The following is a 22,195-nucleotide window of genomic DNA, read 5'->3' on the forward strand; positions in this document are numbered from 1 at the left end:
GGGTGGCGCACCGGGTGGTGGACCGTACGGCGCCCTGGGGAACGGTGGCCGGTTCGACGCCCCGGCAGGCGGTGGCCCTCACGGCGGCCCCGCAGGCGGCGGCCCTTACGGCGCACCGCCAGGCGGCAGCCCCCACGGCGCCCCGCCGAGCGGCGCACCGTACAGCGGAGCCGCCCCCGGCAACCCCTACGCCGGGCTCGGCCCCACCCCGCCGTACGGCCCGCCCCCCGCCGACCCCACCGTCACCTCGCCCTACGGCCCGCCCGAGGATCGCCCACGCCGAAGTGGACGTGCCACCGTCGCGTTGGTCGTGGTCGCGGTGGTCGTCGCGCTTGCCGCCGGAGGGTCGGTGTACGCGCTCCTGGACGGCGGCGGCAGTCCCGATCCGGGGCCGACCGTCGCCGGGGCGAGTACCGCGCCCACGGCCTCCGGCCCGGAGACGCCCCCCTCGTCCCCGACGTCCGCACCGTCGGCCTCGCCCACGTCCGACGGCGCGATCCCGGCCGCGTACCTGGGCACGTGGACGACAACGATCGACAACGCGAGCGGGCAGCACACCCGTCGGCTCACCCTCCAGCAGGGCGGGGTGGGCGACACGGTCCTGTCCCTCACCGCCGACGGACCCGCCGAGGACGGCGGCAGCTACCACTGCGTCTTCGAGGCCGGGTTGGCCGAGCAGCCGAGTGCCGACGGCCCCGTGCGGATCGGACCGTCCACGGTGACCGTCGGCGAACCGGCCACCGCCTGCACCCCCGGCGCGGCGACCGAGATCACCCTGCAACCGGACGGCAGTCTGCAGCGGGTGAACGCGGCCACCGGGGAGAAGCTGACGTACCGGCGTCCGTGACGTGTGCCGGGCTGCGGTTGAAGCCCCGTTTCGTGTGAGGCAGTTGAACGTCACGCGAACATCGGGGCGAAGGACCTGACGGGCCGTCCGGGCAGACGTACGGTGACCCCACCATTCGGCTCTGGAGTGGCGGGGGACCACCGGTGGAGTGGCTGAGCATAGAGAACGTCGTCGCCGTGGGCACGTCCGTCCTCGGTATCCTCGCGTCCCTCGGGATGCTCCTGTACGACCGCCGGGTGCCGCGCCGCAAACTGATCGGCTACCGCGTACAGATGGACAGCCCCATAGGCGACGGCGCGTCGTCCGATCCCAACCCCCGCCTCGGGGAGTTCGACGTCCCGAACATGGCCGACGCGTCGCTCGTGCTGCTGCGCATCGAGAACGACGGATCACAGAGCATCGCCAATGACGACTACACCTCGTCCGAAGTCCATGGTCTGACCGCCGAGTTCACGGGACGCACGGTCCAGGCCGTCTCGGTCACCCAGCCGTCCGGCATCGAGCATCTGAACAGCCACTTCACGGACGCCAACGGGTTCGAGTACGACCGCAACAAGGTGTACATCCCGCGAGTCCCGCTCAATCCCGGCCACCACTTCAAGCTGCTCGTGCTGCTGTCCGGCGGTGAGGTGGACTCGGAGGTCAAGCTGATCGGTGGCCTCCGGGACGGCCGGGTCCATCGCAACAGCGCTCCCCAGCCGGACGAGAAGCTGCGCACGTTCAGCCTCCCGGCCCGGCTGGTCAGCGGCGCGCTCACGCTCGCCATGCTCGGCCTCGCCGGCATCATCCTGCTGCGCGACGGCAACCCGATCGAGTGCGAGCAGGGTGAGCTGACCGTGATCGGCTCCACGGCCTTCGAGCCCGTCGTCGCAACGCTCGCGGAGCAGTACGAGAGCAAGTGCGCGGGCGCCGACATCTCGGTGGAGACGCGCGGCAGCGAGGACGGCGTCGCCGAACTCGCCGACCTGGCCGGACAGTCGAAGAACTCCGCCCGGTCCGTGATCGCCTTCTCGGACGGCCCGATGGGCGAGCGCTGGAACCTGGAGGGGAGGAAGGTCGCGCTGTCCGTCTTCACCCTCGTCGTCCACAAGGACATCGAACTCGGCTCGCACGGCCTGTCCCTGCAGGAGGTGCGGGACATCTACGCGGGCAAGTACCGGCGCTGGGGAGAGATCGTCCCCGGGGTGAAGGAGATCGCCGACCTGCCCGTCGTCCTGGTCAGCCGCGGGGACGAGTCGGGAACGCGGCAGATCTTCCAGGAGCGGGTGCTGAAGGGCTGGGAGAGGGCGCCGAGCACGTCACTGGACTGCACGCCGCCCGAGCCCGCCGGCGACACGGTCACCCGCTGCGAACTGGCCAGCACGAAAGCTGTGCTGGACAAGGTCGCCGAACAGCCCGGCGCCATCGGCTACAGCGAACTCACCACCGCCGAGGAACGGGGTGACGACGTGCGCAGGGTGCCCCTGGACGGCGACCAGCCCGACGACCAGCAGATCGAGCTGGGCGCCACCCACTATCCGTACAAGGACATCGAGTACGCCTACACCCACGGCACCCCACGCCCCGGCTCCCTCGCCGCAAGCTTCCTCGCCTACCTCGGCGAGTCCAGCAGCCAGGACGTGATCCGCGAGAAGGGGCATCTTCCGTGCCTACGGGAACCGGAGCAGTGCGAGTGACGCCCCCGCCAGCCCGCGGGCAGTCGTGCCTCCCCCAGAGGGGGGACCCCCAGGGCGGCACGGGTGGGCGCGGACGGCACCCCGAAAGCGCCGGGCTGCGCGACCCACCCCCGGCCACCCGGAACCCCGATCACCTCGGCTCCGGCGGCCGCTGCCGAGGCATGTTCGGCCGTGCAGCCCCCGGCGGCACCGCCAGCCTCCCCTGGCCCGCACCGCAATCCGCCCGCCCGCCGAACCCCACCGCCGACTGAATCCCCAACGGTGCGGACCCGGTCCGGAACTCCACCATCCAGTCCGCCGTCTCCGTCCGCACCAGCTCCGTCACGTCCTCGGTGAACCGCCGCAACACGGACAGGCACCGCTCGGCCGCCTCGCTCGCCGTCCCCTCCGTCGGCCCCAGCACCTCCCGCACACTCTCCGACGCCCACTCGAACTGCAACGCGAGCAGCCTGCGCTGCACGGCCTGCGCGGTGGCAACATCCCTTATCCACCCGGACGTCAACCCGAAGAACCGGTCCACGGCCACGCACGCCACCGCGAGCAGCAGCGCCAGATACCCCCAGGGCGCCGCCCCGCCGACCACCCGGGTCAGATCCAGCAACGGCAGCGCGGCCCCGGCCACCGCCCCCAGCGCCGCTCCGCACCGCAGCGACCGCGCGGCCCGCCGCTTCCACACCCGGTCGGCGAGATACCAGGCCGCCGTGTCCAGCGCCCCTCGCTCCACCCACCGGTACAGCTCGTCCAGCCGCTCCGCGGGCTCGGCCCAGTCCCCGAGCGGAAAGGCCCGCCCGGCCAGATCGCCCGGCCGCAGTCCGGCCGCACCCTCGCCCCGCCCGTCCTGAGGCGGCCCCTCGGGCTGCATCTCCGGCTGACCCACCCGGCACTCCCTACCGATCACAACTGATCACGGTGCGTGACATGTCGTACGACGTACGGCCTACCAGTCGTACGCGACGCCTGATGCTGATGCGCCTGACCCTTCCTACCGCCCAATGGGTGGCGAAGACCCGGGTTTCCCCTCTTTTCCGCCCGGAAGGGGGCCTTGATCAGGTATAGGAGATCTGGTCGACTCACTCGAAAGAGTGCTGGAGCGACGGCCGCATGGACCACGTAGGCTCGTGCTGAGCGGGAAAAGCCCGTGCCGCACGAGCCCCGGAAGAGGAGCTGATCGTGATCCCCGGTGGTGGCCAGCCCAATATGCAGCAGCTGCTGCAGCAGGCCCAGAAGATGCAGCAGGACCTGGCGAGGGCGCAGGAGGAACTGGCGCAGACCGAGGTCGAAGGCCAGGCGGGCGGCGGTCTGGTGACGGCCACCGTGACCGGAGCCGGTGAGCTGCGCGCCCTGCAGATCGACCCGAAGGCGGTGGACCCGGAGGACACCGAGACCCTCGCCGACCTGGTCGTCGCGGCCGTCCACGCGGCCAACGAGAACGCGCAGAATCTCCAGCAGGAGAAGCTGGGCCCGCTGGCCCAGGGCATGGGTGGCGGTATCCCCGGCCTGCCCTTCTAAGACGGGCTGCGGGAAACTACCGTACGTACTGCACGACACTCAGGAAGGGCGGCAGTCCGTTGTACGAAGGCGTGGTCCAGGACCTCATCGACGAGCTGGGGCGGCTGCCCGGCGTCGGTCCCAAGAGCGCGCAGCGGATCGCCTTCCATGTCCTGCAGGCGGAACCGGCGGACGTACGGCGTCTCGCCCAGGCCCTCCTCGAGGTGAAGGCGAAGGTCCGTTTCTGCGCGACCTGCGGCAATGTCGCGCAGGAGGAGCTGTGCAACATCTGCCGTGACAGCCGCCGCGACCCGGCGGTGATCTGTGTGGTGGAGGAGCCGAAGGACGTCGTGGCCATCGAGCGGACGCGCGAGTTCCGAGGCCGCTATCACGTCCTGGGTGGCGCGATCAGCCCGATCGAGGGTGTCGGCCCGGACGATCTGCGTATACGAGAACTTCTCGCGAGGCTGGCCGACGGGACGGTCACGGAACTCATCCTGGCCACGGACCCGAATCTGGAGGGCGAGGCGACGGCGACGTACCTCGCCCGCATGATCAAGCCCATGGGCCTCAAGGTCACCCGCCTGGCCAGCGGCCTCCCGGTGGGTGGCGACCTGGAATACGCGGACGAGGTCACCCTCGGCCGCGCCTTCGAGGGGAGACGACTCCTAGATGTCTGACGCCACGCTGCACTCCACGACGCAGGACCCGGACGACTTCGCGGTCCAGATCGCGGACCAGGTAGAGAGCTTCCTGGTGGCCGTCTCCGAGGTGGCCAGAGGCGACGAGCCGGACTCGGCCGTGCCCTTCCTCCTGCTGGAGGTCTCCCAACTCCTGCTGGCCGGCGGTCGATTGGGCGCGCACGAGGACATCGTCCCCGACGAGCGCTACGAGCCCGACCCGGGCCCCGAGCCGGACGTCGACGAGTTGCGGGAGAACCTGGCCCGGCTCCTGGAGCCGATCGACGTCTACTCCGAGGTCTTCGACCCGTACGAGCCCCGCAAGGCCCCGGTGCCGGCCCGTATCTCCGACGACCTCGCGGACGTCATCACCGACCTCCGCCACGGCATGGCCCACTACCGCGCCGGCCGCACGACGGAGGCGCTGTGGTGGTGGCAGTTCTCCTACTTCTCCAACTGGGGCGCAACGGCGTCCGCGACGCTCAGGGCGCTGCAGTCCGTCGTCGCCCACGTCCGCCTCAACCAGCCCCTCGAGGAGCTGGACGGCCTCGACACCGACCAGAGCATGGGCGACGACACCCTCGAGTTCGAGGCCGGCAAGGTGATGCAACAGGAGATCGCGGGCCCACTGGGACTCCGCTTCCAGTCGCGCTGAACGCCGGACAGTACGGCCCCGCCCGGGAATTGGATCGCCGCTGCACGTCTCCTGTACGTCGGCTGCACGGGCGCTAACCGGTGGAAAGCGAGGCTTGAGTCACTCCCGCAGCGCAGAGCACACAGCGCACGCGGGGAGCAACTCACCTCACTTGCACTGGAGATGCGATGACCCGTAAGACCCGGATACGCGCCGCCGTCGTCACCGCCACCGCGCTCGTCGCCACCGCCACCGTCACCGCCGGCGTGGGTGTCGCCGGCCCGTCGTGGTGGGGTGAGAAGAAGGCCACCGAGGCGGAGATCGCCGCCCTGTTCGACGGCTGGAACAACGCCCTGCAGACCGGTGACGCGGAGACCGTCGCGGACCGGTACGCGAAGGACGCGGTTCTGCTGCCCACGGTGTCCAACAAGGTCCGTACCGACCGGGCCGGCATCGTCGACTACTTCGAGCACTTCCTCGCCGACAAGCCGGCCGGCACGAAGGTCGAGACGCACATCAACGTTCTCGACGGCAACTCCGCCATCGACACCGGCGTGTACGAGTTCGCGCTCACCGACCACGAGACCGGCGAGCAGCGCGCGGTCACCGCCCGCTACACCTACGAGTACGAGAAGCGCGGCGGTGAGTGGCGGATCGTCAACCACCACTCCTCTGCGATGCCCGAAGGCTGATCGTCACCTCGAGCCCGCCGCCGGGGGCGTCCCCGAGTGTCACGGTTCCGCCGTCGTCGGTGACCAGTTGCCTGACGACGGCGAGGCCGAGGCCGGAGCCGGCGCGTCCGGTCAGGCCCTGGCCGCGCCAGAAGCGGTCGAAGGCGCGGGTCTTCTCCGCGTCGGACATGCCGGGACCCTCGTCCAGGACGGTGAGCACCACCTGGTCGGACCGGGATTCCACCCGGATGGTGATCGTGCCGCCGTCGGGTGACACCTCCAGGGCGTTGGAGAGCACGTTGTCCAGTACCTGCTCCAGATGGCCGGGGCTGGCCATGACGAGCGGCCGGTCGTCGGCACTTCCCCTGAGCGCGATGGTGACTCCGCGCTCGTCGGCGGCCGGTCGCCACGCCGTCAGGCGGTCATTGACGATCTCCCGCAGCGGCAGGGGTTCCGCCGCCGCCACCTTCGCCTCCGCCCGCGCCAGTACCAGCAGGCCGTTCACCAGGCGGCTCATCCGCACGACCTCGGCGGTCGCCTGCTCCACGTCCTCCCGGACGAACTCGTCGTCGACGCCGTCCGCGATGTTGTCCAGGGAGAGGCGCAACGCCGTCAACGGGGTCCGCAGCTGGTGCGAGGCGTCCGCCACGAAGATGCGCTGCGACGCGATCAGTGTGTCCAGGCGTTCCGCTCCCTGGTTGAGCGTGCGGGCCAGCGTCTGGGTCTCCGGGGGGCCCGTCACGGGGGAGCGGGCCGTCAGGTCGCCGTCGCTGAACCGGCTCGCCATGTCGTTGAGCTGGCGCAGGGGCCGGGTGATGCGGCGGGCGACGGCGACACCGAGCAGGGCGGCGACGGCGAGCACGAGCACCGCGAGGATCGCGCGAAAACCCCAGATGGTCCAGAGGCGGTCGGTGAGGCTGTCCGTCGAGTAGACGATCCGTACGGCGCCCACGACCCGGCCCTCGGCGGTGCCGTCGTCCGCCGCCCGCTCGTGCGCGGGGACGGTGATGACCAGGTGCGGGCCCCAGATGAAGGCGGAGCCCCAGTCGGGCGGGGGAGTGCCGCCCTCCAGGGCCCGGGTCAGGGCCGCGTCCTGTTGCGGCCGGGGCAGGTCCGCCGCGCAGTCCCGGGTCGCGGTCACCTGGACCTCGCCGGGCGTCTCGTCGGTGTACGCCTCGGCCATCTGCTCCAGGGCCCGGCACGAGGGGCTGTCGCCGTTGCCCAGCAGCAGCGCCATGGTGGCGGCCTCACGCTCCACGGACTGCTTGGTGTCGCCGCGGATCTGGGCGGTGAGCGTGAAGGCGACGGGGATGGTGAACAGGGCGATGGCGACCGCGACGAGCAGGACGTAACTGCGGACGAGCTGGCGGATCATGGGCCGTTGCCGTCCTCGTTCACGATCAGCCGGAAACCGACCCCCCTGACCGCCTCGATCGTGATCGCCCCGGCGAGCTTGCGCCGCAGCGCCGCCACATGGACGTCCAGGGTCTTCGTCGGGCCGAACCAGTTCGCGTCCCAGACGGCCTCCATGATCTGCTCGCGCGACATCAGCGCGCCCGGCTCCTCGGTGAGGAAGGCCAGCAGGTCGTACTCCTTGGGCGCGAGGGAGACCTCTGCGCCGTCCAGGTGGACGCGGGCCGCCTTGCGGTCGATCGTCAGGCGCGGGCCGTAACGGTCGGGGCCGGCCTCCGCGGGCGTACGGGGTTGCATGCGGCGCATCACGGCCCGTATCCGCGCGATGACCTCCCGTACGCCGAACGGCTTGGACACATAGTCGTCGGCACCCAGCTCCAGGCCGACCACCCGGTCCGTCTCGTCGCTGCGGGCACTGATCACGATGATCGGCACGTCACCGCGCTGCCGCAGCGCCTTGCACACGTCGAGACCGTCGGTGTCGGGCAGGCCGAGATCGAGGAGGACGACGTCGTACGGCCCCTGGTGCGCGAGGGCGGCGCCGCCCGTCGTCACCCACTCCACCTCGAAGCCGTACCGCTTCAGCCCGCGCCGGAGCGACTCGGCGACCGGCTCGTCGTCTTCCACCAGAAGTACTCGCACGGCGGCACCTTAGTCCTTGAAACTTAATCATCAGAGGCAACTTGTGACCCGCGGCACTTTTCCGAGTGTCATCAGCGCATGCCGGGCATATGCAGTCCGAGAACGAGCGGCCGGACATCTCACCATGCGATACCTGGGAAGGGAATTTCGGACGCTCGTTAAAATGAGCCGACACACACGGACTGAGCGAGGAGCGCACGTGGGCCTTGTCGTGCAGAAGTACGGAGGCTCCTCCGTAGCCGATGCCGAGGGCATCAAGCGCGTCGCCAAGCGAATCGTGGAAGCCAAGAAGAACGGCCACCAGGTGGTGGCGGTGGTTTCCGCGATGGGCGACACGACGGACGAGCTGATCGATCTCGCCGAGCAGGTTTCCCCGATTCCTGCCGGGCGCGAGCTCGACATGCTGCTGACCGCCGGAGAGCGGATCTCCATGGCACTGCTGGCCATGGCGATCAAAAACCTGGGCCACTCGGCCCAGTCGTTCACGGGCAGCCAGGCAGGTGTCATCACCGACTCGGTCCACAACAAAGCCCGGATCATCGATGTCACGCCGGGCCGGATCCGGGACTCGCTGGACGAGGGCAACATCGCCATCGTCGCCGGATTCCAGGGCGTCAGCCAGGACACCAAGGACATCACGACGCTGGGCCGCGGCGGGTCCGACACCACGGCCGTGGCGCTGGCCGCCGCCCTCGACGCCGAGGTGTGCGAGATCTACACCGACGTCGACGGCGTGTTCACCGCCGACCCGCGCGTGGTGAAGAAGGCCCGGAAGATCGACTGGATCTCGTTCGAGGACATGCTCGAGCTGGCCGCGTCCGGGTCGAAGGTGCTGCTCCACCGCTGTGTGGAGTACGCCCGCCGCTACAACATCCCGATCCATGTCCGGTCCAGCTTCAGCGGACTGCAGGGCACATGGGTCAGCAGCGAGCCGATCAAGCAAGGGGACAAGCAGGTGGAGCAGGCCATCATTTCCGGTGTCGCGCACGACACCTCCGAGGCCAAGATCACGGTCGTCGGCGTGCCGGACAAGCCCGGCGAGGCCGCCGCCATCTTCCGCACGATCGCCGACGCCGAGATCAACATCGACATGGTCGTGCAGAACGTGTCCGCCGCCTCCACCGGGCTCACGGACATCTCCTTCACGCTGCCGAAGACCGAGGGCCGCAAGGCCATCGACGCCCTGGAGAAGAACAGGGCCGGCATCGGCTTCGACTCGCTGCGCTACGACGACCAGATCGGCAAGATCTCCCTGGTCGGCGCCGGTATGAAGACCAACCCGGGCGTCACGGCCGCGTTCTTCGAGGCGCTGAGCGACGCGGGTGTGAACATCGAGCTGATCTCGACCTCCGAGATCCGCATCTCGGTCGTCACCCGCGCCGACGACGTGTCCGAGGCCGTCCGCGCCGTGTACATCGCCTTCGGCCTGGACTCCGACAGCGACGAGGCCGTCGTCTACGGAGGCACCGGGCGATGACCATCCGACCGACGCTCGCGGTCGTGGGAGCGACCGGGGTCGTCGGCACGGTCATGCTCCAGATCCTGTCCCAGCACGCGGACATCTGGGGCGAGATCCGTCTGATCGCCTCGCCGCGCTCGGCCGGCCGCAAGCTGGCCGTGCGCGGCGAGGAGGTCGAGGTGGTCGCCCTCACCGAGGAGGCGTTCGACGGGGTCGACGTCGCCATGTTCGACCTGCCGGACGAGCTCGCCGCACAGTGGGCGCCGATCGCCGCCGCCAAGGGCGCCGTCGTCGTGGACAATTCGGGCGCGTTCCGGATGGATCCGGACGTGCCGCTGGTCGTGCCCGAGGTCAATCCGCATGCGGTCCGGGTGCGTCCGCGCGGCATCATCGCCAACCCCAACTGCACGACGCTGTCCATGATCGTCGCCCTGGGCGCTCTGCACGCCGGATTCGGACTGCGTGAGCTGGTCGTCTCCGCGTACCAGGCGGTGAGCGGGGCAGGGCGGGCCGGCGTGGAGACGCTGCGGCAGCAGCTGTCCCTGGTGGCCGGCACGGAGCTGGGGACCCACCCCGGTGACATACGGCGGGTCGTGGGGGACAGCACCGGACCGTTCCCGGAGCCGGTGGCGCTGAACGTCGTGCCGTGGGCCGGGTCGGTGCGCGAGGACGGCTGGTCGTCGGAGGAGATGAAGGTGCGGGACGAGTCCCGCAAGATCCTCGGACTGCCGCGGCTGCCCGTCGCGGTGACGTGTGTCCGGGTGCCGGTGGTGACCGTGCACTCGTTGACCGTGCACGCCCGCTTCGAGGACGAGGTGACGGTGGACCGGGCCCGTGAGATTCTCGCCACCACGCCCGGGGTCGTCCTGTTCGACAATCCGGCGGCCGGGGAGTTCCCGACGCCCGCCGATGTGGTGGGGACCGACCCGACGTGGGTCGGGCGGGTGCGCCGGGCCCTGGACGATCCGACGGCACTCGAGCTCTTCGTGTGCGGCGACAATCTGCGCAAGGGGGCCGCGCTCAACACCGCGCAGATCGCCGAGCTCGTGGCTGCGGAGATGTCGTGAAGGTAAGTGAACGTAAAAGGTCTCGGCGATGGCCTGATTTGTTTGTAGGATCCATGGAAGCTGTGCACGCCAGGTGAGCCGGACAAGTGGTCCGGACCACTTGTTTCGGGCCCCTCGACGTTTGAAGATTTCCTCCCCGCCCTCCGCAACCGTGCGGAGGGCGGGGAGCGTCTATGCGGTCGCCCTTCCGGGGTGTGGAGGCGCGTTGATCCAGGCGTGGGGACGCCGTGAACGGTGCGTGGGGACGCTCGTTCATATGGGACATAGGGGAAGAGCGGACGCATGTGGGCATATGAGGCACCGTCAGTCGTGCTGCCTGACGCGAGAACGAGAGTGACGCCCGGCACGTACAACCCTGGCGGGGGGAAGCGTGTCCAACTGGCGTGGCAGAGGTACTCGAGTTTCCTGCGGCAACCCGCGGCACGGCCCTTCGGCCGCCCCGGCCCGTCCGCACTCGCGTGGGCGCGCCCGGCGGCATGCCGGTGATCGCCCCCATGCCCGCAGCGCGGCCCGCCCGCATCCCGAATCAGCGTGACGGTGCCGACGACGTCGATGCGGCGGCGGCCGGCACCACCGTCGACCACCTCACCGAGACCTACCGCACGCACTACCGCTCGCTGCTCGGTCTCGCCGCCCTCCTCCTCGACGACACCGCATCCTGCGAGGACGTCGTGCAGGAAGCCTTCATCCGCGTCCACTCGGCCCGCAAACGGGTCCGCGACCCGGAGAAGACGCTGGCGTATCTGCGTCAGACGGTCGTCAATCTCTCGCGCTCGGCATTGCGCCGCCGCATCCTCGGCCTCAAGCTGCTGTCGAAGCCCATGCCCGACATGGCGAGCGCCGAGGAGGGGGCGTACGACCAGTTGGAGCGCGACTCCCTGATCAAGGCGATGAAGGGCCTGCAGCGCCGCCAGCGCGAGGTCCTGGTGCTGCGCTACTTCGCGGACATGACGGAGGCCCAGGTCGCCGAGACGCTCGGGATATCGCTGGGCTCGGTCAAGGCGTACGGCTCGCGCGGCATCGCGGCCCTCCGGATCGCCATGGAGGCGCCGGCATGACCGACGAGAACGGGCGGCGGCATCCGCACGAGCCGCATGAGCCGTACGAGTGGCGCGAGCCGACACCCGAGGAGGGGCCGGGGGGCGCCTCGCGCGAGCAAGAGCCGAAGCAATCGCACGCTGGGAACGGAACTGTGAACCACGGCCCCGACGACCAGGGCCCCGAGGGGTTCGACTCGGACGAGCTGGCACTGCGCAGGATGCTGCATCAGGCGGTGCAGGACATCGAGCCGCGCGACGGCACGCTGGACCACCTGCGGCGGGCCGTGCCCGCCCGGCGGGCGCGCAAGCGGCAGGCCGTCGTCGGCATGGCGGCCGCGGCACTGTTCGTGTGCACCGCCGTCCCGGCCCTGGTGCACGTCTCCAACTCCACCGGTCCCGACGCCAACCCGTCCATCGCCGGTCACGGCGCGCAGGCGCAGGGCGGGGCGGGTGAGGGCAAGAGCACCGAGGGCGCGGGCAGCGGCGGCTCGGCCTCCACGGGCAAGGCCGAGGACCCCGGCAAGGGCGGCCCCACGCACAAGGAGACAGGCCCGGGCGGCAGCCCCGAGACCGGCGCCGAAGCCAGCCCCGACGTCTCCTACCCCTCGGCGACCAGCGCGGTCAGCGCCCCTGTGTGTACGGCCGAGCAGCTCGGCTCGGCCACCGCGACCGCCGACGTCCCCGACTCCGGCGGCACGGTCTACGGCACCTTCCGGATCATGAACGTCTCCTCCGCGGGCTGTACCGTCGGCGGCGCCGGCACGGTCAGTCCCCTCGCGCAGGGCGCGGCGGACCCCACCAAGATCACCGTGGTGGCCCACACGTCCGGCGACACGGCGGCCGGCCTGCCGGACCCGTCCCTCGAGGTCCCGCAGCTGGTGCTGCAACCGGGCTCCGCGTACGAGGTGAAGTTCGCCTGGGTGCCTTCGGAGACCTGCCCCACCGACTCCGGCGACGACAGCGGCGGCACGGGCGGTCCTACGCCCGACCCGACGCCCACCACCGACCCCGGCACCACGACCGACGGCAGCTCCACCGGTGGCGACACCGGCACGTCCACCCAGCTGGTCACGGAGGACGGTACGGCCGACGGAAGCGTCGTCGTCTCCTACACGGCGGAGGCGGGAGCGCCGACGGTTTCCGCGACGGTGGCCAACGCGTGTGCGGGGACCGTGTACCGGACCGGGGTGCTGTCCGCCTCGTAGGCCGGCCCCCGGCGTCGTCCTCGTCGTCCTCAGACTCCGGACGGGCTGGAGACGCGCTGCTCGTCCTCCGGCAGCAGCCCCATCTCCGCGTCCCGCACGAACTCCACCTCGCGGCGCAGCAGCCGGAACCACATGAAGACGACGAAGCCCGCGAAGACGAACCACTCGCCGGTGTAGCCGAGGTTCTGGAAGGCCTTGAGGTCGAGTCCGGTGTCCGGCGGCGCGCTCACCGGCACCGCGCGCATTCCGGAGTCGCCCTTGTCGAGCGTGACCCACGCGTCGTAGACGTCGTACGGCACCAGGTTCACCAGCGACGCCGCGCTGATCGCCGCGGTCTGCCCGGACGGCAGCCCGCCCTGCGCACTGATGCCGTTCTCGCCCGGGTTCTCGGACGCCTGGAGCGCGCCGGTGACCGTGACCTCGCCGGACGGCGGGGCCGGGGCCTTGGCGGGGTCGGCGGCGCCGGGCAGCCAGCCCCGGACGACCGGGAGGGCCTTGCCGTCGTCGGTGCGCAGCAGGGTCAGGACGTAGTAGCCGCGCCTGCCGTCCAGTTCCCGGTCCGGGACGAGCAGCTGCTCGCCGTACGTGCCGGTCGCGGTGGTCCGGTCGCCGGAGGTCACCTTGTCCACGGGCAGCAGCTCGGCGAGCGGCCGGGCCGCCTTGGTCTTGTCCGACGCGGCCTGCTCGCCCGCGCTGCGGTGGTCCTCGACCCGGTCCTCGAACCGGCTCAGCTGCCAGGACCCCATGAAGATGCAGAAGGGGATGGCGAGCAGCACGAAGACGTTGATCCCCCACCAACGGGGCGTCAGCAGAAACCGGTACACGCCACCAACGGTACGGGGCTCCCGCGGAGCGCCCGGCCGCGGGGTGGCTGTGGGTCAGTACCGCTCGCTCAGGTGCTCGCGGCCGGCCGGGGGCTCGTACGGCTCCGGCCAGAAGTCGGTTATGGAGTCGATCCGCCCGTCACCGGTGAAGGTGAAGAACGAGATGGCGTACATCTCCTCCGGTCCCACGGTGGCGTGGATCCAGGAGACGACGTGATCCGGCTCGGCGACGAGTCGCTCGATCCGCAGGTGCCACTCGCCGGGATACTCCTTGTAGAACTGCACGAACCGGTCCCGGCCACTGATCTTCTCCCGAGTCTGCGGCAGCGTGTACACGACGTCCTCGGCCAGGGTCTCGGCGAATGCGCCCCAGTCCCGGGCCTCGGCGGTGGCCCAGAACCTCTCGACGGTCTTGCGCGGATCGGTCATCGCGGTCATGGGAAGGAGTGTGCACCCTGCCACTGACAACCGGCCCAGGCCCGGCCGGAAGGGGGGTCGGTGGAGGTTTTCCACAGGCTGGGGACCTCGGCGGCGGATTGTCGGCCGGACCAGGCACTATGGGGCCATGACTGAGAGCAACGGGTCCGCCGCGCAAGATCAGCGCAAGCAGGGTGAGAACATGCCGGACTGGGAGAAGCGCTTCCGGGCGCCGCGGGTGTCGCTGCCCGACTGGGCGGAGGACGCACCCGACCGCTCCCTGTTCGTGTCGAACGCGACGGGGACGTACGAGCTGTACGCCTGGGACCGTTCGACGGGTCAGCAGCGCCAGGTGACGGACCGGCCGAACGGCACGACGGACGGCGTGCTCTCCCCGGACGGCGCGTGGATCTGGTGGTTCGACGACAAGGACGGCGACGAGTTCGGCGTGTGGCGCCGCCAGCCCTTCACCGGCGGCGAGGACGAGCTCGCCGTACCGGGCCTGGACCCGTCCTATCCGGCGGGCCTCGCCCTGGGGCGTGACGGACGTACGGCGGTGGTGGGCCGCTCCACCGACGAGGACGGTACGACGATCCACATCGCCCGCCTGGGCGAGGCGCCGGTGGAGATCTACCGGCACCGTGAGTCGGCGGGCGTCGGCGACCTCTCCCACGACGGTTCGCTGATCGCCGTGGAGCACACCGAGCACGGGGACGCGATGCACTCGGCGCTGCGCGTGCTGCGCCCCGACGGCACGCCGGTCGCCGAGCTCGACGACACCAAGGGCGGCTCCGTCGAGCTGGGCCTGGAGGTCCTCGGCTTCGCGCCGGTCGACGGTGACACGCGCCTGCTCATCGGCCACCAGAGGCGCGGCCGCTGGGAGCCGCTGGTGTGGGACGTGGCGACGGGCGAGGAGACGGACCTGGCGCTGGACCTGCCCGGTGACGTCAGCGCCGAGTGGTACGCGGACGGCTCCGGGCTGCTGATCGGGCACAGCCACGAGGCCCGCGGCGAGCTGTTCCGCTACGACTTCGGCACGCGCGAGCTGGCGAAGGTCCCGACCCCGCCCGGCACGGTCTCCGGCGCGACCGCCCGACCCGACGGCAGCGTGGAGTACCTGTGGTCGTCGGCGGCCGAGCCGTCGTCGGTGCGCTCGACGGCGGGCCGGGTGGTCCTCGACCCGCCCGGCATGAAGTCCCCGGGTTCGGTGCCGGTGGAGGACGTCTGGGTGGAGGGCCCCGGCGGCCGTATCCACGCCCTGGTCCAGAAGCCGGCCGGTGCGACCGGCCCGCTGCCCACAGTGTTCGACATCCATGGCGGCCCCACCTGGCACGACAGCGACTCCTTCGCCGCGGGCCCGGCCGCCTGGGTGGACCACGGGTACGCGGTCGTGCGGGTCAACTACCGCGGCTCCACCGGCTACGGCCGCGCCTGGACGGACGCGCTGAAGCACCGGGTCGGCCTGATCGAGCTGGAGGACATCGCGGCGGTCCGGGAGTGGGCGATCACCTCGGGCCTCGCCGACCCCGACCGGCTGATCCTGACCGGCGGTTCCTGGGGCGGCTACCTCACCCTCCTCGGCCTCGGCACCCAGCCGGACGCGTGGACGCTGGGCATCGCGGCGGTCCCGGTGGCCGACTACGTCACCGCGTACCACGACGAGATGGAGGCCCTGAAGGCCATGGACCGCACCCTCCTGGGCGGCACCCCGGAGGAGGTCCCCGAGCGCTTCGAGGCGTCGTCCCCGCTCACCTACGTCGACCAGGTCAAGGCCCCGGTGTACATCTCGGCCGGCGTGAACGACCCGCGCTGCCCCATCCGCCAGATCGAGAACTACGTCAAGCGCCTTCAGGCGCGCGGCGCGATCCACGAGGTCTACCGGTACGACGCGGGACACGGCTCGCTGGTCGTCGACGAGCGGATCAAGCAGGTGAAGCTGGAACTGGACTTCGCGGAGAGACACCTCAACGGTGCGGGCGCCTGACGGCCGCGTCGCCGTCACCGGGGGAGACGGACGGCGGGGTCGAGGACGGATGGCGGGGTCGGGCGCAACCGTACGACCGCGACCCCGCCGCCGCCCGTCATCTCGCCGCCCGCGCCCGTGGCCGCCTCCCCAGCAGGTCCGCCAACCCCCGCCGGGTCGCCGCCAGTACCACCCGGTCGTCGGCCCGCAGGACATACGTCGGCGGGAGGTTCCACACGAGGTCCGAGGTGGGTGGGGTGTCGCCGGGGCCGGTGGAGGACGGACCCACCGCAAGATCCGGCCGGCGTTCCTCCGGTGCCGCCGCGTCCAGGGCCAGCACCCGCCACGACCCGGCCTGGAAGGCGTCGGCCACCGTCTTCCCCTCCAACTGCCGGATCCCGCGCACGTCCACGGCCGCGAAGAGCAGCACCCGCCGCTCGACCGGGATGGCCCCCAGCACCTGCCGGCCCATCATGGCCCCGGCGAAGGAGGGGGCCGCGAGATGGGTGACACTGCGGCTGCGGGTGAGCGCACGCGGGTGCGCGGCCCGCAGGGTGCGGTACACGGCGGCCGCGAAGTCGTCGTCGTACAGGCGGAGCACGACCCGCAGATCGGGCCGTACGGACCGGGCGTACAGCGCGGCCTCCAGGTTCGTCGTGTCCACGCTGGTCAGCGCGAGCAGCGCATGCGCCCGGTGAATCTTGGCGGCCTCCAGGACGCCCTCCTGTGTGACGTCCCCGAGCACCACCGGCACCCGTAACCGCCGGGCCGTCGCCATGCCGCGCGCCTCGGGATCGGCCTCGACGCACACCACCGGAATGTGCAGTTCCCGCAGCCGGGTCAGCACGCGGGTGCCGATCTTGCCGAGTCCGAGCAGCACGACGTGCCCGGCGAGTCCGCGCGGCGGCCTGCGCAGCGTGGACGCGCTCCGGAAGGTGCCGAGCGCCTCCAGCACGGCCGCCAGCAGCACCGGCAGCAGCAGCAACCCGACAACAGCGGACAGGAGTTGGAGGATCTGCCGTCCGGTGCTCGCGTCGGTGGCCGGGTCGTCGATGCCGAGGATGTCGAGCAACGTCAGATACGTCGCGCGCAGCGGATGGTCATCGGTGACGATCGTCAGCGCGATCGCCAGCGCGAGCACGGCACCCACCAGGCCCGCGAGCGACCAGCGCAACCGCCGGGAGAACAGCGACGCGAACGGCGGTACGACACCGACCCCGCGCCCCGAGGACTGCGGTGACCCGGAGTACGACACCTGCTCCAGCACGACCGTTCCGCGCCCGGTCGCCGCGGCCACCTCCTCCTCGTCCGGCAGCAGCCGCGGCCCGCGCTCCCCGCTGCTCTCCGACCCGTCCGCACCGGCCGGGTCACTGCTCGTCGTCGACAGCAGCGCCAGCGTGCACAGCCCGGGATCGGCGACCTGACCCGGCGCCGGCGGTGTCCGCTCCACGGCCCGCAGCAGCAGCCCGTCGGTCTGTACGACCTTGCTGGTCCCGGCGAGCGCGGTCGCCGCCAGCGCCGGTGCGGCCGTGTCGGCGTCGGACAGCACGGTGGTGGAGGCGTCGACGGAGGCGGCCGAACCGCCGACCGCCAACGCGGCGGCCTGGTCGAGGAGTTCCTCGATGTGCTGCCCCAACCGCCGGTTGTAGAGCCGCAGAACGAGGCGCAGCCGTGGGTTGAGGCGGCGGGCGGTGAGAGCGGCGCGGATGTTGGTCTCGTCGTCGTCGTACACGAGCGCCAGCGCGGTCGCCCGCTCCACGCCCGCGTCGGCGAGTACGCTCTCGGTCGGCTCGGCGGCCTCCACGAGCCGCTCGCTCCCGCCGCCCTCGCCACCGGAGTTGCCGTTCCCGGCGGCCCGGTTGGCCGCGTTCACCATCCGGTCGAGCAGCGCCGCCGACGCGGCCCGGGCCCGTCCGACGACCGGCTGGCGCACCCGGCGCCCGTCGGGTGGTACGACGAGCGTCACCTGCTCCTCGTACACTCCCCGCAGTTCGGCCGCGAGCCGGTGCGCGAGCCCGTCGTCACCGCACACCACCATGTGCGCGGTCGCGCCATCCGGCTGACCCTGATTCGGAACGCTCCCCACGAGGGAAAAGACTGCCCCACCGGGACGGATGGTTCCAGCAACTGACTGAACATCCGTTCCTCGCCCGCCGTACCGAAGGGGAGGCACACCCCGGCACCCCGCCACCTCGCACCTGGCACAACGGAGGACCCGACCCGTGGCCGACACCGTCACCGAAGCAGCCCCGCGGCCCGATGAACGGGCGGGGCCGCCGGACCCGGAGGGCTGGCACCTCAGCTCCCCCCTGGTCCTCACCGTGACCCTGCTCCTGCTGCTCCTCGCCCAGGCGCCGATCCGCCGCGCCCTGTCCGCGCCGGTGATGCAGAGCTGGACGACGGTGTTCGTCGCAGTGGTCGTGCAGGCCCTGCCGTTCCTGGTGCTCGGTGTGCTGCTGTCGGCGGCCGTCGCCGTGTTCGTACCACCGTCGGTCTTCGCCCGTGCGCTGCCCGCCCGGCCGGCCGCGGCCGTACCGGTCGCGGGGCTGGCGGGCGCGGTCGTCCCCGGCTGCGAGTGCGCGTCGGTGCCGGTGGCCGGCGCGTTGATGCGGCGCGGTGTCACCCCGGCCGCCGCGCTGGCGTTCCTGCTCTCCGCGCCCGCGATCAACCCGATCGTGCTGACGGCGACGGCGGTCGCCTTCCCCGGCGAACCGGAGATGGTGCTGGCCCGGTTCGTCGCGAGCCTGGTCGTGGCGTGCGCGATGGGCTGGCTGTGGCAGCGGCTCGGCCGCACCGACTGGCTGCGTCCGCCGGCCCGTCCGTCGTACGAGGGTCAGGGCCGGGGAGCGGCCTTCTGGGGGTCGGTGCGGCACGACGTGATGCACGCCGGCGGCTTTCTGGTGATCGGCGCGATGGCGGCGGCGACCCTCAAGGCGGTCGTTCCCGAGCAGTGGCTGCGCGCGGCGGCCGACCACCCGGTGGTGGCGGTGCTCGCCCTGGCCGTGCTCGCCGTACTGCTGTCGATCTGTTCGGAGGCGGACGCGTTCGTGGCCGCGTCGCTGACCCAGTTCTCGCCGACGGCCCGGCTGGCATTCCTGGTGGTCGGGCCGATGGTGGACCTGAAGCTGTTCGCGATGCAGGCGGGCACCTTCGGCCGCGGCTTCGCCCTGCGCTTCGCCCCGGCGACCTTCGCCGTCGCCGTGGCCGTGGCCGCGCTGACCGGGGCGGTGCTGCTGTGAACCGGCACGCGCAGGCGGCGGTGCTGTTCCTGCTGGGCGCGTCCCTGCTGCACGCGGGCGCCACCGACCTGTCGCTGCGGTACGTCAAGGCGGGTCTGCGGCCGCTGCTGCTGGCCGCCGGTGCCGTACTGGTCGCGGCGGCGGTGGCGACGGTGTGGTACGAGCGGCGGAACCCGGCACCGCGGCACCATGAACCCCGCGTCTCCTGGCTCCTGTTGCTGCCGGTCCTCGCCCTCATCCTCATCGCACCGCCGGCCCTCGGCTCGTACAGCGCGATGCGCACGGGCACGGCCCTGCAGCAGCCTCCGGCCTACGCGCCGCTGCCCGCCGGGGATCCGGTCCGCCTGGGCGTCGCCGACTACGCGGCCCGCGCGGTGTACGACGAGGGACGCTCGCTGCGCGACCGCCGGGTGAAGATCACCGGTTTCGTCGCGCTGGACCGGGCCGGCACGCCGTACCTGATCCGTATCGCCCTCAACTGCTGTGCCGCCGACGGCCTCCCGGTCAAGATCGGCCTGACCGGGCACATCCCCCCCGTCCTGCAGCCGGACGCCTGGCTCGAGGTCACCGGCACCTACACCGCCCGTCGCACGAAGGACCCGGTCAACGGCGGCCCGATCCCCTTCGTCGAGGTCACGACCGCACGGCCGGTCCCGGAGCCCGCCGATCCGTACGACGAGAGCTGGAACAGCTGACTCGGCGTTATTCATCCCGATACTGCCTGCTGCGGCACGATCATCCGGCCGCGTGAAGGCCGGATATGCCGGACATGAAGGACGGGAAGGGCTCCACCCGCTTCTCGCGGATCCGGATTGCGCGGTGCGCGGCTCAGGACCGCTTCCCCGCGTCTCGAATCGGGTCCTTCCCGTCACTTCCAGCACACCACGTCTGCGGCCGGTCCACCAGGGCGGATCGGCCCCGACAAGCGGCCCGTCAGGGCCAGGTGCGCTCAATACGGTCGTGTCGTACGGCGTAGGCCGCCGGACCGCCCTTCTCGACGGCCCGGTGGATCGCGTCACGGCGTGCGACGAGCCGCTCGACCATCTCGATGCTGCGCAGCTGCTGGTTGTCCGGGTAGAACAGCACTGCCTCACGCTCCAGGACAGGCCGGATCTCCAGATCCCGGGTCTTGATCCGCCCGTCCTTCGACAGCGGGACCAGGAGCGCTCGAGACCGTGAGTGATCCACTCCTCGTCGGGAACGTCCTGCCCGTCGTCCGGGAAGACGTCCCCGATGCGGTGAACCGTCCACCCGCAGGCTCTCAGCCCCTCGGCGACACGACGACCGAGATTCCGGTCGAGGAAGAACTCAGGCGGCAAGGTGCACCACTGCCTGGCAGAGTGCGTCCACCTGCTCAGGCGTCATGTCGTAGTCGTACGCGATGTCCTCTTGGACACGAGGCCGTAGGGAGTGTCGAAGGCGTCCCGTACGGCGGCAGCCGCCTCCCCGATCTCGCTCATGCGGAGCCTCAGGGAACGCAGTGAACGAAGGACATGCGCCTCTACGAGCACCTCGAACAGACGCCGGACCGGCGGGCCGCCTTCCGCGCCGCCCAGTCGGCTGTCCGCGGCCGCCATCCGGCATTCCGGGACTGGGGCTCGTTCTGCTTCATCGGCGACTGGCGTCATTCGGATTCGAACCACGGAGCTGCCTCGTGACCCATCTGGAACTGCCCCCGACCCCGCTCCACGAGATCGACCTGGTGGCCGTGCCCCGGCTGCAGTCGCCCGCCCCGCAGCCCCGTATCGAAGGGCGGGTATCGCTCAGCACCGCCGTCGTTCATCCACTGACGGCGGAGGAGGCAGCCGCAGGCGAGGCGGAATGGCTCGGCTTCCTGACGGCGGAGGCGCCGCACAGCGCCTATCTTCTCCTCAGCCTCACGTGCGCCTTCCGCCCACCGGCGAACGGCGATCCTTTCGTCGACGCAGCCGTAGGGGTTCTCCTGGAGTCCCCTGACGAGCCTGCCGACCGACAGCCGATCGCCTGGTCGATCTCTCCCAAGAAGCGCTCCCACCCGGTGGAGCGGGCAACCACCATCGGACTCAGCGCCAAGCTCGCGATCGTCGAGTCCACCCTCGAGCTCACCCCCGGCCAAGGCCGGGAGGACCTTTTCGTCATCGGAATGGGCGAAAGGGACAGCGACCCGGAATGGCGCATCCAGGCGACCAGCCGTCACCCCCTGATCGGCGACGAGACCTTCACGGTGATCGTCAAGGCCACCGCCGACGCTCCCGTTCAGGCCCGCGTGACGGTGGCAGCCACCATCAAGCACCGCCGATTCGGCCTGATCCCCTACCGGGCAGACCTCCCCGCCACATTGCGGACCATCGATCTGCGCCGCCAGACCGATCGACGGGACCGGAAGACAGCGGCTTCCTCGCCTGGCAGCGGCGCTTGATCACAAAGGGTGCCGAAGCGATGAACGACATCTTCGCCGATGGCCGCGAGGGGGACGTCCAGGGACTGGTGTCGACCGATCTCGGGTAGAGATGACGGTCGGCGTGGGGGCGCTGGTCTGTGCGTCAGGGGACGGGCGCAGGTTGCCACGAACGGGGTGCCGTGGATCCACAAGGCTAGTGAGGGCTGCTTGGGGCTGCTGTTACAGGGCGATCTTTCCGCGGCGCTGGGCGGCGTAGTAGCTGCGCTGACAGCCTGGGGAGTCGTATCAGCAACGTACAGACACCAGCAGCGAGCAGCGCGGCTGTCGGAAGCCCGCCGGGCGGCAATAGAGCTGTTCCACCTTGCAGGTGGGTACCTCAGCGTGTTGGAGAGGGCCCTTGGCGACCACAGCTGATGGTGTCCCATTACTCCTATGTCAAGCAGCCACTGCGAGCGTGTTCACGTGGTCGTGTGACGCTTGGGCATCGTGCTGGAGGGCTCGGTAGACGACGTCGGACAGTCGGCGTTTGAGGGCACGGAGCGCTTCGGTC

21 protein-coding genes and 2 pseudogenes are annotated in these 22,195 nt (G+C 71.0%); 15 read left to right on the forward strand and 8 right to left on the reverse strand.

Annotated features, from left to right (window positions below; all coding sequences use genetic code 11):
- Nucleotides 1-847 (forward strand): annotated as a pseudogene (locus ACTWQJ_RS19905) (serine/threonine protein kinase); the annotation flags it as partial.
- A 143-nt stretch (nucleotides 848-990) separates the two neighbouring features.
- Nucleotides 991-2,523 (forward strand): substrate-binding domain-containing protein, encoded by a 1,533-nt coding sequence (locus ACTWQJ_RS19910; RefSeq protein WP_443307971.1) that lies wholly within the window; start codon nucleotides 991-993, stop codon nucleotides 2,521-2,523.
- Between the two features lie 130 nt (nucleotides 2,524-2,653).
- Here ACTWQJ_RS19910 and ACTWQJ_RS19915 read toward each other — a convergent pair whose 3' ends face one another.
- On the reverse strand, nucleotides 2,654-3,400 hold the full coding sequence (locus tag ACTWQJ_RS19915) for an SLATT domain-containing protein (protein ID WP_443307972.1): 747 nt from the start codon (nucleotides 3,398-3,400) through the stop codon (nucleotides 2,654-2,656).
- 293 nt (nucleotides 3,401-3,693) lie between these two features.
- Here ACTWQJ_RS19915 and ACTWQJ_RS19920 point away from each other — a divergent pair, with 293 nt between their 5' ends.
- The 4 genes from ACTWQJ_RS19920 (at nucleotide 3,694) to ACTWQJ_RS19935 (ending at nucleotide 6,017) form a co-directional block, all read left to right on the forward strand.
- Nucleotides 3,694-4,032, forward strand: a complete 339-nt coding sequence (locus ACTWQJ_RS19920; protein WP_443307973.1) for a YbaB/EbfC family nucleoid-associated protein — start codon at nucleotides 3,694-3,696, stop codon at nucleotides 4,030-4,032.
- A gap of 59 nt (nucleotides 4,033-4,091) precedes the next feature.
- A complete protein-coding gene (gene recR, locus ACTWQJ_RS19925) occupies nucleotides 4,092-4,691 on the forward strand; it encodes a recombination mediator RecR (RefSeq protein ID WP_129799593.1) in 600 nt (199 codons plus the stop codon).
- A complete protein-coding gene (locus ACTWQJ_RS19930; RefSeq protein ID WP_443307974.1) occupies nucleotides 4,684-5,346 on the forward strand; it encodes a DUF5063 domain-containing protein in 663 nt (220 codons plus the stop codon). Before recR ends, ACTWQJ_RS19930 begins: the two co-directional genes overlap by 8 nt.
- A gap of 167 nt (nucleotides 5,347-5,513) precedes the next feature.
- Entirely contained in the window at nucleotides 5,514-6,017 is a 504-nt protein-coding gene (locus tag ACTWQJ_RS19935; protein WP_443307975.1) for an SgcJ/EcaC family oxidoreductase, read from the forward strand.
- Here the strand turns inward: ACTWQJ_RS19935 and ACTWQJ_RS19940 are convergent.
- Complete coding sequence (locus ACTWQJ_RS19940; protein WP_443307976.1) at nucleotides 5,983-7,371, reverse strand: HAMP domain-containing sensor histidine kinase; 1,389 nt, start codon at nucleotides 7,369-7,371, stop codon at nucleotides 5,983-5,985. The genes ACTWQJ_RS19935 and ACTWQJ_RS19940 overlap by 35 nt on opposite strands.
- Nucleotides 7,368-8,051 (reverse strand): response regulator transcription factor, encoded by a 684-nt coding sequence (locus ACTWQJ_RS19945; RefSeq protein WP_443307977.1) that lies wholly within the window; start codon nucleotides 8,049-8,051, stop codon nucleotides 7,368-7,370. Before ACTWQJ_RS19945 ends, ACTWQJ_RS19940 begins: the two co-directional genes overlap by 4 nt.
- 199 nt (nucleotides 8,052-8,250) lie before the next feature.
- Between ACTWQJ_RS19945 and ACTWQJ_RS19950 the strand changes: the two genes are divergently transcribed.
- The 4 genes from ACTWQJ_RS19950 (at nucleotide 8,251) to ACTWQJ_RS19965 (ending at nucleotide 12,822) form a co-directional block, all read left to right on the forward strand.
- A complete protein-coding gene (locus ACTWQJ_RS19950) occupies nucleotides 8,251-9,528 on the forward strand; it encodes an aspartate kinase (protein WP_443307978.1) in 1,278 nt (425 codons plus the stop codon).
- Complete coding sequence (locus ACTWQJ_RS19955; protein ID WP_443307979.1) at nucleotides 9,525-10,577, forward strand: aspartate-semialdehyde dehydrogenase; 1,053 nt, start codon at nucleotides 9,525-9,527, stop codon at nucleotides 10,575-10,577. The genes ACTWQJ_RS19950 and ACTWQJ_RS19955 overlap by 4 nt, the downstream gene beginning before the upstream one ends.
- 383 nt (nucleotides 10,578-10,960) lie before the next feature.
- Nucleotides 10,961-11,635 (forward strand): SigE family RNA polymerase sigma factor, encoded by a 675-nt coding sequence (locus tag ACTWQJ_RS19960; protein ID WP_129799589.1) that lies wholly within the window; start codon nucleotides 10,961-10,963, stop codon nucleotides 11,633-11,635.
- A complete protein-coding gene (locus tag ACTWQJ_RS19965; RefSeq protein WP_443307980.1) occupies nucleotides 11,632-12,822 on the forward strand; it encodes a hypothetical protein in 1,191 nt (396 codons plus the stop codon). The genes ACTWQJ_RS19960 and ACTWQJ_RS19965 overlap by 4 nt, the downstream gene beginning before the upstream one ends.
- 29 nt (nucleotides 12,823-12,851) lie before the next feature.
- On the opposite strand, the gene ACTWQJ_RS19970 is transcribed toward ACTWQJ_RS19965, so the two are convergent.
- Both ACTWQJ_RS19970 and ACTWQJ_RS19975 read right to left on the reverse strand, forming a co-directional pair.
- A complete protein-coding gene (locus ACTWQJ_RS19970; RefSeq protein ID WP_443307981.1) occupies nucleotides 12,852-13,646 on the reverse strand; it encodes an SURF1 family protein in 795 nt (264 codons plus the stop codon).
- 54 nt (nucleotides 13,647-13,700) lie between these two features.
- Nucleotides 13,701-14,075: a nuclear transport factor 2 family protein gene (locus ACTWQJ_RS19975; protein ID WP_443307988.1), complete on the reverse strand. Its 375-nt coding sequence runs from the start codon at nucleotides 14,073-14,075 to the stop codon at nucleotides 13,701-13,703.
- A gap of 136 nt (nucleotides 14,076-14,211) precedes the next feature.
- Between ACTWQJ_RS19975 and ACTWQJ_RS19980 the strand changes: the two genes are divergently transcribed.
- On the forward strand, nucleotides 14,212-16,047 hold the full coding sequence (locus tag ACTWQJ_RS19980) for a S9 family peptidase (protein WP_443307982.1): 1,836 nt from the start codon (nucleotides 14,212-14,214) through the stop codon (nucleotides 16,045-16,047).
- Between the two features lie 97 nt (nucleotides 16,048-16,144).
- Here ACTWQJ_RS19980 and ACTWQJ_RS19985 read toward each other — a convergent pair whose 3' ends face one another.
- Complete coding sequence (locus tag ACTWQJ_RS19985; protein ID WP_443307989.1) at nucleotides 16,145-18,064, reverse strand: NAD-binding protein; 1,920 nt, start codon at nucleotides 18,062-18,064, stop codon at nucleotides 16,145-16,147.
- A 184-nt stretch (nucleotides 18,065-18,248) separates the two neighbouring features.
- Between ACTWQJ_RS19985 and ACTWQJ_RS19990 the strand changes: the two genes are divergently transcribed.
- The gene (locus ACTWQJ_RS19990) at nucleotides 18,249-19,265 is read left to right on the forward strand and encodes a permease (protein WP_443307983.1); all 1,017 of its coding nucleotides are present in this window, start codon (nucleotides 18,249-18,251) and stop codon (nucleotides 19,263-19,265) included.
- Nucleotides 19,262-19,960, forward strand: coding sequence for a TIGR03943 family putative permease subunit (locus ACTWQJ_RS19995; protein ID WP_443307984.1), 699 nt, complete (start codon nucleotides 19,262-19,264; stop codon nucleotides 19,958-19,960). The genes ACTWQJ_RS19990 and ACTWQJ_RS19995 overlap by 4 nt, the downstream gene beginning before the upstream one ends.
- Before the next feature lie 238 nt (nucleotides 19,961-20,198).
- On the opposite strand, the gene ACTWQJ_RS20000 is transcribed toward ACTWQJ_RS19995, so the two are convergent.
- Complete coding sequence (locus tag ACTWQJ_RS20000) at nucleotides 20,199-20,453, reverse strand: toxin-antitoxin system, toxin component, PIN family protein (protein ID WP_443307985.1); 255 nt, start codon at nucleotides 20,451-20,453, stop codon at nucleotides 20,199-20,201.
- A gap of 26 nt (nucleotides 20,454-20,479) precedes the next feature.
- Nucleotides 20,480-20,584, reverse strand: a pseudogene (locus ACTWQJ_RS20005) (toxin-antitoxin system, toxin component, PIN family protein); the annotation flags it as partial.
- 174 nt (nucleotides 20,585-20,758) lie between these two features.
- Between ACTWQJ_RS20005 and ACTWQJ_RS20010 the strand changes: the two are divergent.
- Complete coding sequence (locus ACTWQJ_RS20010) at nucleotides 20,759-20,923, forward strand: hypothetical protein (RefSeq protein ID WP_443307986.1); 165 nt, start codon at nucleotides 20,759-20,761, stop codon at nucleotides 20,921-20,923.
- On the forward strand, nucleotides 20,920-21,663 hold the full coding sequence (locus tag ACTWQJ_RS20015) for a hypothetical protein (protein WP_443307987.1): 744 nt from the start codon (nucleotides 20,920-20,922) through the stop codon (nucleotides 21,661-21,663). Before ACTWQJ_RS20010 ends, ACTWQJ_RS20015 begins: the two co-directional genes overlap by 4 nt.
- Nucleotides 21,664-22,195 lie beyond the last annotated feature (532 nt).

Origin of the sequence: Streptomyces sp. KR55 (genome assembly GCF_052245645.1) — a bacterium.
GTDB lineage: Bacteria > Actinomycetota > Actinomycetes > Streptomycetales > Streptomycetaceae > Streptomyces > Streptomyces flavusporus.

What these genes read in the sequence shown, in the direction of transcription:
- ACTWQJ_RS20010 (WP_443307986.1), top strand. Translation starts at nt 20,759, where the DNA reads ATGCGCCTCTACGAGCACCTCGAACAGACGCCGGACCGGCGGGCCGCC.
- ACTWQJ_RS19985 (WP_443307989.1), bottom strand. Translation starts at nt 18,064, where the DNA reads ATGGTGGTGTGCGGTGACGACGGGCTCGCGCACCGGCTCGCGGCCGAA.
- ACTWQJ_RS19980 (WP_443307982.1), top strand. Translation starts at nt 14,212, where the DNA reads ATGACTGAGAGCAACGGGTCCGCCGCGCAAGATCAGCGCAAGCAGGGT.
- ACTWQJ_RS19955 (WP_443307979.1), top strand. Translation starts at nt 9,525, where the DNA reads ATGACCATCCGACCGACGCTCGCGGTCGTGGGAGCGACCGGGGTCGTC.
- ACTWQJ_RS19975 (WP_443307988.1), bottom strand. Translation starts at nt 14,075, where the DNA reads ATGACCGATCCGCGCAAGACCGTCGAGAGGTTCTGGGCCACCGCCGAG.
- ACTWQJ_RS19935 (WP_443307975.1), top strand. Translation starts at nt 5,514, where the DNA reads ATGACCCGTAAGACCCGGATACGCGCCGCCGTCGTCACCGCCACCGCG.
- ACTWQJ_RS19965 (WP_443307980.1), top strand. Translation starts at nt 11,632, where the DNA reads ATGACCGACGAGAACGGGCGGCGGCATCCGCACGAGCCGCATGAGCCG.
- ACTWQJ_RS19930 (WP_443307974.1), top strand. Translation starts at nt 4,684, where the DNA reads ATGTCTGACGCCACGCTGCACTCCACGACGCAGGACCCGGACGACTTC.
- ACTWQJ_RS19940 (WP_443307976.1), bottom strand. Translation starts at nt 7,371, where the DNA reads ATGATCCGCCAGCTCGTCCGCAGTTACGTCCTGCTCGTCGCGGTCGCC.